The 424-nt window shown below is 59.7% G+C and carries 1 protein-coding gene; it reads right to left on the reverse strand.

Features of this window, described 5'->3' with window-relative positions; genetic code table 11:
• Positions 1 to 424, reverse strand: a 424-nt coding sequence (locus AAGW05_RS18575; protein ID WP_411806038.1) for an IS3 family transposase, incomplete at both ends; no start/stop codon positions are given.

Here is a 424-nt window from a genome sequence, read left to right on the forward strand (position 1 = left end):
GTCGTTGATGCCCGTCCATGGCCCGTTGTTCCGGATCAGCTCGGCCTTGAAAAGTGAGTTGAGGGCCTCGGCCATGGCGTTATCGTAACTATCACCCTTGGCCCCTACGGAAGCGACAGCCTCAGCCTCGGCGAGGCGCTCGGTGTAGCGGATGGCACGATACTGCACACCTCTGTCCGAGTGGTGAATAAGTTGTGATACATCTTTTCGATCACGCCGCCGAGTCCATAAGCCCATCTCCAACGCATCCAGCGCAAGGGCCGTGTGCATGGTGGTGGAAAGCTGCCAGCCGACCACGCGGCGGGAGAAAACATCGAGCACGAACGCTGCGTACACCCAGCCGGAAAACGTCTTGATGTACGTTATATCCGCCACCCAGAGACAGTTTGGTGCCGGTGCCGTGAACTGCCGCCGGACCAGGTCC

It is taken from the genome of Arthrobacter sp. LAPM80 (assembly GCF_046736435.1).
In the GTDB taxonomy this organism is placed as follows: Bacteria; Actinomycetota; Actinomycetes; order Actinomycetales; family Micrococcaceae; genus Specibacter.